Genomic DNA, 9,885 nt, shown 5'->3' with positions numbered 1-9,885 from the left:
AACCTGGCCCGGCGCTTTGCCGCCAAACAGCAGCAGCGTATCTTGGACGTCTCGCTGGACCAGGACCGGCTCGAAGCCATGCCCGTGCATGAATACGTCGATCTGTATGTAGTTTGAAAGGAGCAAGTCCCCATGTCCCGAGCCATTGAGCACCATGAAGCACGGCAACGATTCGAATGCACCGAAGAAGGCGTCTCGTGCGTGCTGGACTATCAACTGAGCGGAACCGTGATGACGATTACCCACACGGGCGTTCCCCAGGCGGTCGGAGGCCGGGGCATCGCCGCCGACCTTACGCGCCACGCGCTTGACACGGCGCGCGGCCGTGGCTGGAAAGTGCGGCCTGTGTGCTCTTATGCGGCGGCGTACATAAAGCGCCATCCCGAGTATCAAGACCTGGTGGCCTAGCCGGGCATAGCGGCACAGCCGGGATCAACGGGTCCCGCCGTGTGGAGCGATAGGCGAGTTGACGCGATGCTTGTCTTAAAGCGCCGGCCGCTTGCCCTAAAGCGTCGGCCGGGCGCCTCACGCATTCCTCCAAGCCACTGTTAATAAAGAAAAACCAGAGAATTTTGTTATTTTAGTCTTATATAAGATATAAGACATAAGACATTTGCCTCAAACCGGGCTTCCGCATACAATTGAGGGTAAGCACTCATCCAATATCCCGATAAAAAAGGCACGCCTCATGCTGGAAACATATCGCCAACACGTTGCCGAACGCGCTGCGTTGGGCATTCCTCCCCTTCCCCTGTCGGCACAGCAAACCGCCGACCTCGTTGAACTGCTCAAGGCGCCGCCTGCTGGCGAAGAAGCCGCCTTGCTCGATCTCATCACGCACCGCGTGCCCGCCGGCGTCGACGACGCCGCCAAGGTCAAGGCCTCGTTCCTGGCCGCCATCGCCTTCGGCACGGCATCCAGCCCTCTTATCGACGCCAAGAAGGCCACCGAATTGCTGGGCACCATGCTGGGGGGCTACAACGTGGCCCCACTGATCGAACTGCTCGACAACGCCGAACTGGGCACAACTGCTGCCACGGGCCTCAAGAACACCCTGCTGGTGTTCGACGCCTTTCACGACATCCAGGAAAAAGCCCAAAAAGGCAACGCCAACGCCCAGGCCGTCATGCAAAGCTGGGCCGAGGGCGAATGGTTTACCAGCCGACCCGAGGTGCCGCAAAGCCTTACCTTTACCGTATTCAAAGTGCCTGGCGAGACCAACACCGACGACTTGTCTCCTGCCCCTGACGCCACCACCCGCCCCGACATCCCGCTGCATGCCCTGGCCATGCTCAAGAACCAGCGCGACGGTGCCCCGTTCGAGCCCGAAGAAGACGGCAAGCGCGGGCCCGTGCAGTTCATCGAGAACCTCAAGGAAAAGGGCCATCTGGTTGCCTATGTGGGCGACGTCGTCGGCACCGGCTCTTCGCGCAAGTCGGCCACCAACTCGGTATTGTGGTTCACCGGCGAAGACATTCCCTACGTGCCCAACAAGCGCTTCGGCGGCGTCTGTCTGGGCGGCAAGATCGCTCCCATCTTCTACAACACCATGGAAGATGCGGGTGCACTGCCCATCGAACTTGACGTTTCCCAAATGAATATGGGCGACGTGGTCGAACTGCGCCCCTACGAAGGCAAAGCCCTGAAAGACGGCGAAGTCATTGCCGAGTTCGAGCTCAAGTCCGACGTGCTGTTCGATGAAGTGCGCGCCGGCGGCCGCATTCCCCTGATCATCGGTCGTGGCCTTACCGCCAAGGCCCGCGAAGCGCTGGGCCTGCCCCCCTCTACCCTGTTCCGCCTGCCCAAGAACCCCGAAGATTCGGGCAAGGGTTTTTCGCTGGCTCAAAAGATGGTCGGCCGTGCCTGCGGCCTGCCCGAAGGCCAGGGCGTGCGCCCCGGCACCTACTGCGAGCCCAAGATGACATCCGTGGGCAGCCAGGACACCACCGGCCCCATGACCCGCGACGAACTGAAAGACCTGGCTTGCCTGGGCTTCTCGGCCGACCTCGTCATGCAGTCGTTCTGCCACACGGCAGCCTATCCCAAGCCCGTCGACGTCAAGACGCATCACACGCTGCCCGACTTCATCAGCACGCGCGGCGGCATCTCGCTACGCCCGGGCGATGGCGTCATTCACAGCTGGCTCAACCGCATGCTGCTGCCTGATACTGTCGGTACCGGTGGCGACTCGCACACCCGCTTCCCCATCGGCATTTCCTTCCCGGCCGGCTCGGGCCTGGTCGCATTCGCTGCCGCCACGGGCGTCATGCCGCTGGACATGCCTGAATCGGTGCTGGTGCGCTTCAAGGGCGAAATGCAGCCCGGCGTCACGCTGCGCGACCTGGTCAACGCCATTCCGCTGTACGGTATCAAGCAAGGGCTGCTTACCGTTGCCAAGCAAGGCAAGAAAAACGTCTTCTCGGGCCGCATCCTCGAAATCGAAGGCCTGCCCAACCTCAAGGTTGAACAGGCATTCGAACTGTCCGACGCCTCGGCCGAACGCTCGGCTGCCGGCTGCTCGGTCCGCCTTAACAAAGAGCCCATCATCGAGTACATCAACAGCAACATCGTGATGCTCAAGTGGATGATCGCCAACGGCTACGAAGACGAACGCTCGCTGGCACGCCGCATCAAGGCCATGGAAGCCTGGCTGGCCGATCCCAAGCTGCTCGAGCCCGACGCCGACGCCGAGTACGCAGCGGTCATTGAAATCGACCTGGCCGATATCCATGAACCCATCGTGGCCTGCCCCAACGACCCTGACGACGTCAAGACGCTGTCCGACGTGGCCGGCGCTGTGATTGACGAAGTGTTCATCGGCAGCTGCATGACCAACATCGGCCACTTCCGTGCAGCCTCCAAGCTGCTGGAAGGCAAGCGCGACATCCCGGTCAAGCTGTGGGTCGCCCCCCCCACCAAGATGGATGCCCAGCAACTGACCGAAGAGGGCCACTATGGCGTCTTCGGCACGGCTGGCGCACGCACCGAAATGCCGGGCTGCTCGCTGTGCATGGGCAACCAGGCCCAGGTGCGCGAAGGCGCCACGGTCATGTCGACCAGTACCCGCAACTTCCCCAACCGCCTGGGCAAGAACACCAACGTCTACCTGGGTTCTGCCGAACTGGCCGCCATTTGCTCGCGCCTGGGCCGCATTCCGACCCGCGAAGAGTACATGGCCGACATGGGGGTCATCAACCAGAGCGGCGATGAAGTCTATCGCTATCTCAACTTCGACCAGATCGAAGAGTACAAGGAAATCGCCGATTCCGTCGGCGTCTGATCCCTTACTTTTCGCCTGACCACGAAAGCCCCCGCCGGAAAACCAGCGGGGGCTTTTCTTATTCACCCAAAGAGGACGGAATCAAGCATAAAATAGGCGGATCGGTTACCCAGGCCCACGCCGCCTGGCCCCTTACCGCAGAACATCCAGTGTCCTCCCTCTTGCGTTCAGCCATTCTCAGCACGGAGCAGAATATGCCGCACAATACGTTCAACAGCTTGCAGAAGTTCAAGATCGGGAAAAAATCCGCCAAGTTCTATTCGCTGCCCGCGCTGGGCAAGGCCCTGGGCATCGACATCCAACGTCTGCCCGTATCCATCCGCATCGTGCTCGAATCCGTGCTGCGCAACTGCGACGGCAAGAAAGTTACCGAACAACACGTCAAAGAGCTGGCCGGCTGGAAACCCAATGCGCCGCGCACCACCGAAATCCCCTTCGTGGTGGCGCGCGTGGTGCTGCAAGACTTCACCGGCGTGCCGCTGCTGGCCGACATCGCCGCCATGCGCTCCGTTGCCGACCGCATGGGCAAGAACCCCAAGAAGATCGAACCCATGGTGCCGGTCGATCTGGTCGTCGACCACTCGGTCATGATCGATTATTTCGGCACCAACAAGGCCCTCGACCTCAACATGAAGCTCGAGTTCCAGCGCAACCAAGAGCGCTACCAATTCATGAAGTGGGGCATGCAGGCCTTCGACACTTTCGGCGTGGTGCCTCCGGGCTTCGGCATCGTCCACCAGGTCAACCTCGAGCACCTGGCGCGCGGTGTCCACCACGACGCTTCCAATAACGTCTATTACCCTGACACACTGGTGGGCACCGACAGCCACACCACCATGATCAACGGCATTGGCGTGGTGGGCTGGGGCGTGGGCGGCATCGAGGCCGAAGCCGGCATGCTGGGCCAGCCCCTTTACATCCTTACGCCCGATGTCGTGGGGGTTGAACTTAAAGGAGAGCTGCGCGGCGGCGTCACCGCCACCGACCTCGTCCTTACCCTCACCGAACTGCTGCGCAAGCAAAAAGTGGTGGGCAAGTTTGTCGAATTCTGCGGCCCCGGCACCTCGAGCCTTTCGGTTACCGACCGTGCCACCATCGGCAACATGGCGCCCGAATATGGCGCCACCATGGGCTTTTTCCCCGTCGACGACCGCACCCTGCACTATTTCCAGGGCACGGGCCGCACGCAAGACGAAATCGACGCCCTCAAGGCCTACTTCAAGGCGCAGGGCATGTTCGGCGTGCCGCAGGCCAAAGACATCCGCTACAGCCAGTTGGTCACGCTCGACCTTTCCACCGTCACGCCTTCTCTTGCCGGCCCCAAGCGCCCGCAAGACCGCATCGAGATCGGCGACGTCAAGCAGACCTTCGCCGGCCTGTTCGTCGAGCAGTCCGCCAACGGCTTCAACCAGCCGGCCGAAAAGCTCGAACAGGTATTCACCACCAGCGCGGGCACCAAGGTCAAGAACGGCGACATTCTCATCGCCGCCATCACCTCTTGCACCAACACCTCCAACCCCAGCGTGCTTCTGGCAGCCGGCCTCATGGCCAAAAAGGCCGTCGAAGCCGGTCTCAAGGTGCCCAAGCACATCAAGACATCGCTGGCCCCCGGCTCGCGCGTGGTTACCGACTACCTCACCAAGACAGGGCTGCTTCCCTATCTTGAAAAGCTGGGCTTCAACGTGGCGGCCTATGGCTGTACCACGTGCATCGGCAACGCGGGCGACCTTACCCCCGACCTCAACGAGGTCATCACCCAGAACGGCCTGGTGTGCTCGGCCGTGCTGTCGGGCAACCGCAACTTCGAAGCCCGCATCCACCCCAACATCAAGGCCAACTTCCTGGCGTCGCCTCCGCTGGTCGTGGCCTATGCATTGGCCGGAACCGTCATGCGCGACCTCATGACCGAGCCCGTGGGCAAGGGCAAGAAAGGCGACGTCTGGCTGGGCGACATCTGGCCCACCAACGCCGAGGTGCAGGCCCTGTTGGGCACGGCCCTCAATCCCACGGTGTTCCGCAGCAACTATGCCGAAATCAAGACCAACCCCGGCAAGCTCTGGAAGAACATCTCGGGCGTCACCGGCGACGTCTACGACTGGCCCACTTCCACCTACATCGCCGAGCCGCCCTTCTTCGCCGATTTCGGCATGACCCCCGCCCCCATGCCACCGGTCGCCAACGCGCGCGCCCTGGCCATCTTCGGCGACTCGGTCACCACCGACCACATATCCCCGGCCGGCTCCATCAAAGAAACCTCGCCTGCCGGCGTGTGGCTCAAAGAGCACGGGGTATCCCAGGCCGACTTCAACAGCTATGGTTCGCGCCGGGGCAACCACGAGGTCATGATGCGAGGCACCTTCGCCAATGTGCGCATCAAGAATCTCATGATCCCGCCCAATGCCGACGGCAGCCGCTTCGAGGGCGGCGAAACCATTCACCAGCCCAGCGGCGAACGCCTGCCCATCTACGACGCGGCCATGAAATACATCGCCCAAGGCGTAAGCACGGTGGTCTTCGGCGGCGAAGAATACGGCACGGGCTCTTCGCGCGACTGGGCGGCCAAGGGCACGCAGTTGCTGGGCGTCAAGGCGGTCATTGCGCGCAGCTTCGAGCGCATCCACCGCAGCAACCTGGTCGGCATGGGCGTGCTGCCCCTGCAGTTCAAGGGCGACGACAGCGTCGGTTCGCTGGGCATCACCGGCAAAGAAACCTACGACATCACCGGCCTTGAAAACGGCATCAAGCCGCAGCAAGACGTCACCCTCACCATCCACCGCGAAGACGGCTCCGTCCAGCACGTGGCCATGCTGCTGCGCATCGACACGGCCACCGAAGTCGACTACTACCTGCACGGCGGCATTCTGCCCTACGTACTGCGCGAACTGCTGGCAGCCTGATTCCCCGGCTTTCGGCCTTGACCCCCGGCACGCCCCTGTGGGCATGCCGGGGGTTCTGCATGGCCCCTGCCGCGAGGTTACACTAAGGTATTCATACCCCCATTTCCAAGATGTCTACTCATACCCGATCCACCCCCCCAATCCGGCTGTCGCGCGATGCCCAGCGCCTGGCCGCCCTGGCCGAGTCGCTGGCGCGATCGGGCAGCCGGCTTGAAGACAGCTACTGGGAACACCTGTTCCAGCAGCAATTGAACAAGCTGCTGGCGCAAAAGCGCAACGACGCCATCGAATCCACGCTCGAGCATCTGCTGGCCGCCAACACCGACGCCTATGAGGTCCTGATCGAGCAGGTCGAGACGCATTCAGAATCCACCACCCTGGTACACGAAGGGCGCGATTACGATGCCCTGCTGTTTTGCGCCCCGGTCGTGGCCTGGACACGCTACCAGCTCCCTCAGTCATTCGACCTGAAGCCCCATATGGACACCCTGGCGCAGCAGCTGCAAACGCATATCGTGGCTGAGAACGCCCAAACGGCCCTGCTCTCCGAAATGCTCAATTTCGACCAGATGCCGCAGTCGTTTCACGAAACGCTGGAATGGACCCAGCGATTGGGCAGGGCGGCGCTGAAGCAAAAAAGCGAAAACAGCCTCATCCGACCCGCACCCGCTGCCGACGGCATGCTGGCCGATGCCCGCTTCATCATCGGCGCCATCGTGGTTCCCAAAGGCGAACCGCTGTTTCGCTGGCAAACGGGCGCGCCCGACGCCTCGGCAAGCCGCGCCCAGTGCTTCGAGGCATGGCAGGCCGCGTGCGCCCAGATACTGCCTTCCCTGTTCACCGGTTGCAGCATCGAGTACCTGCAGCCCGACGCCTATTACATCAGCAGTCGCGAAGCCGACCGCCGCATCCGGCCCCTGGCCCTCAAGGCCGCCGCCACCTGGCTGCAAACCGCGGCCGGCTTGCCGGGCAACCAGATCAGGGCCACGATCGTCGCCTGCGGCGAATCGTCGGTCGAAGAATACCGCATCGGCTTCAGCACCCTCCAGAGCGCCGACGTCATCTATGGCTGCATCTGGCCTGTGCTCAGCAAGGAAGAAGCCGTCGCCGACATCATCGACACGCAACAGGCAAGCATTCCAGAAGAGATCGCGGCGCTTCTGAAAGAACAGGGCATCACCGACGTGCGCCAGTTGCCGGGGCTTTTCCGGGCCGAGTTCTGCGATGATTGCGGCGCACCGTATTTTCCCGACCCTCTCGGCGAGATGCAGCACCCCGAGCTGCCTGACGAAATCGACGTCAATCCGCTCAATTTCCATTGACCGCTTCCGTCCTTCAGTTGCCAAGCCGTCTTTTGCCCGCCAGGATGTGAATACGCCCAGCTTCGACATCTTCTGCCGCGTCGTGGACAATTACGGCGACATCGGCGTCTGCTGGCGCCTGGCCAGGCAGCTGGCACGCCATCCCGCGGCGGGGCCGGTCCGGCTCTGGGTCGATGATCTGGCCAGCTTTGCACGCATCGAACATGCGGTCGATGCCGCTGCCGCCCGGCAGAAAGTAGCTGAAGTCGAGCTGCTGCACTGGGCCCGGCCCGCACTGGCCGTCGAGCCGCATGCCGTCGTCATCGAGGCCTTCGCCTGCAGCCCGCCCCCGGGCTTCATCGCCCGCATGCGGGACAATCTGTGGATCAACCTCGAATACCTCAGCGCCGAAAACTGGGTGCAAGACTGCCACGCCCTGCCCTCGCTGCAGGCAAACGGCCTTCGAAAGTATTTCTTCTTCCCCGGATTCACCGAGGCAACAGGCGGGCTGTTGCGCGAACCCGGCCTTGTGGAAGCACGCGGCCACTGGCTGTCCCAGCCCGATCTGCGCTGGCGCCTGCTGCGCGACATCGGCATGCCCCAGGCCCTGACGGATAAATTGCAGGCCGGATGGCGACAGGTCTTCGTGTTTTGCTACGGCAACGCGCCAGCGAATGCGCTGGCCCAGGCTCTTTCCCGCTCGAGCCGGCCCACCGTGGTCATCGTGCCCCAGGGCGTGCTGCCGGCCCTGGCCTCGATGCAGAACGAAAACCTGCGCATCTTCGAAATGCCCTTCGTCGACCAGGACAGCTTTGACCGGCTGCTATGGAGCAGCGAGCTGAACATAGTCCGCGGCGAAGATTCCCTGGTACGCGCCATCTGGGCGCGGCAGCCCTTTCTTTGGCACATCTACCGCCAGGACGAAGACGCCCACCTGGCCAAGCTCGATGCCTGGATGGAGCTGGCACGGTTTTCGCCCAATATCCGTGCCCTGATGAGGGCCTGGAACACGGGCGACGAGGCCGCCGCCCTGCAAGGCCTGCAGGACGCATTGCAAGCAGACGCCTTCTTGCAATGGCGCCTGGAAACAGGTTCTTTGCATGAACGGCTGGCCTCGCAGAGCAGCCTGGCGGAACGCCTGCTGGCATTTTGCACGGAAAAATCGCACAGCGGTTAAAATAGCGAGTTTTGTAAGCAATGCTCCGGTCCGCTCATGTATAGCTGGAGCAAACTATCCCGGAGTTTTTCCCAAGATGAAAACCGCACAAGAACTGCGCGTTGGCAACGTAATCATGGTCGGAGACCAGCCTCTCGTCGTCCAAAAGGCCGAATACAACAAATCGGGCCGCAATGCAGCCGTCGTCAAGCTGAAGTTCAAGAACCTGCTTAGCGGCTCGGGCAGCGAGTCGGTCTACAAGGCCGACGAAAAATTCGAAATCGTCGTGCTTGAGCACAAAGAGTGCACCTACTCGTACTTCGCCGACCCCATGTATGTCTTCATGGATGAAGAGTACAACCAGTACGAAGTCGAAGCCGACAGCATGGGCGATGCGCTCGACTATCTCGAAGAAGGCATGTCGGTCGAAGTCGTGTTCTACGACGGCCGCGCCATCTCGGTCGAGCTGCCCACCATCATCGTGCGCGAAATCACCTATACCGAGCCCGCCGTCAAGGGCGACACCTCGGGCAAGGTCCTGAAGCCCGCCACCATCAACACCGGCAAGGAAATCAGCGTGCCGCTGTTCTGCACCATCGGCGACAAGATCGAAATCGATACCCGCACGGGCGAATACCGCAGCCGCGTCATGTAAGACACGAAAAAATAGCGCAGCAAGGCGCTATTTTTTTTCCTGGGTCCAATGGGCCCGGGACTGCGCAAGCCTACTGCAAGCGGTCGTCGTCGAGAAAGTCGGGGATGGGCATGACCGCGATGCCGTCGCGGGCCAGTTCTTCGCGTTCGCGCAGCGTGGTCGAGCCACGAATGGCGCGATGCTCGATCTCGCCCTCGTGCATGCGCCGCGCCTCGTGGGCGAAACGTTCGCCGACGTTCTCGGAGTTGCGCACGATCTCGCGCACGTGCTTGAGCACCTGAGCCTGGATCTGGGCCATGTGCTCGGGGCCCGGCGCCTGGGTAGCAGAGGCCTCGGTCGGACGCGATGCGGAAGCCTCGGCCGAATCGGGCAGGGCACGCCCCATGTTCAGGCGAGGCGCGGACAGCATTTTATTGACCTGGTGGCTATCGCAAACCGGGCACGCCAGAATACCCCGCTCGCGCTGGGCGTCGTAGTCGTCTGCCGACGCGAACCAGCCCTCGAAGACATGGCCCGCCTCGCACTGGAGATCGAATACTTTCAATGACATGATATGAATATGGGGCCTGCCGGGCGGATTGCAATAGTGTGTTTAT

The 9,885-nt window shown here is 62.0% G+C and carries 7 protein-coding genes; 6 read left to right on the top strand and 1 reads right to left on the bottom strand.

All coding sequences use genetic code 11. The features are described from left to right. Positions 1-132 precede the first annotated feature (132 nt). The 6 genes from C7440_RS13275 (at position 133) to efp (ending at position 9,289) form a co-directional block, all read left to right on the top strand. A complete protein-coding gene (locus tag C7440_RS13275) occupies positions 133-408 on the top strand; it encodes a GNAT family N-acetyltransferase (RefSeq protein WP_116518877.1) in 276 nt (91 codons plus the stop codon). Between the two features lie 280 nt (positions 409-688). Next, on the top strand, positions 689-3,280 hold the full coding sequence (acnB, locus tag C7440_RS13270) for a bifunctional aconitate hydratase 2/2-methylisocitrate dehydratase (protein WP_116518876.1): 2,592 nt from the start codon (positions 689-691) through the stop codon (positions 3,278-3,280). 194 nt (positions 3,281-3,474) lie between these two features. Further along, positions 3,475-6,177 (top strand): aconitate hydratase AcnA, encoded by a 2,703-nt coding sequence (acnA, locus tag C7440_RS13265; protein WP_116518875.1) that lies wholly within the window; start codon positions 3,475-3,477, stop codon positions 6,175-6,177. Between the two features lie 110 nt (positions 6,178-6,287). Then, positions 6,288-7,499, top strand: coding sequence for a DUF2863 family protein (locus C7440_RS13260; RefSeq protein ID WP_116518874.1), 1,212 nt, complete (start codon positions 6,288-6,290; stop codon positions 7,497-7,499). A gap of 46 nt (positions 7,500-7,545) precedes the next feature. Further along, positions 7,546-8,655 (top strand): elongation factor P maturation arginine rhamnosyltransferase EarP, encoded by a 1,110-nt coding sequence (earP, locus tag C7440_RS13255; protein ID WP_116518873.1) that lies wholly within the window; start codon positions 7,546-7,548, stop codon positions 8,653-8,655. A gap of 76 nt (positions 8,656-8,731) precedes the next feature. After that, positions 8,732-9,289 carry an elongation factor P gene (efp, locus tag C7440_RS13250; protein ID WP_017525177.1) on the top strand — a complete coding sequence of 186 codons (558 nt, stop codon included), beginning with the start codon at positions 8,732-8,734 and terminating at the stop codon, positions 9,287-9,289. Between the two features lie 70 nt (positions 9,290-9,359). Here efp and C7440_RS13245 read toward each other — a convergent pair whose 3' ends face one another. Continuing rightward, positions 9,360-9,839: a DUF1178 family protein gene (locus tag C7440_RS13245; RefSeq protein ID WP_116518872.1), complete on the bottom strand. Its 480-nt coding sequence runs from the start codon at positions 9,837-9,839 to the stop codon at positions 9,360-9,362. Positions 9,840-9,885 lie beyond the last annotated feature (46 nt).

This window comes from Pusillimonas noertemannii (assembly GCF_003096595.1).
Classification (GTDB): Bacteria; Pseudomonadota; Gammaproteobacteria; order Burkholderiales; family Burkholderiaceae_B; genus Pusillimonas; species Pusillimonas noertemannii.
The sequence above is the reverse complement of the archived record's forward strand: the minus strand, read 5'-3'. Positions and strand labels throughout refer to the sequence as shown.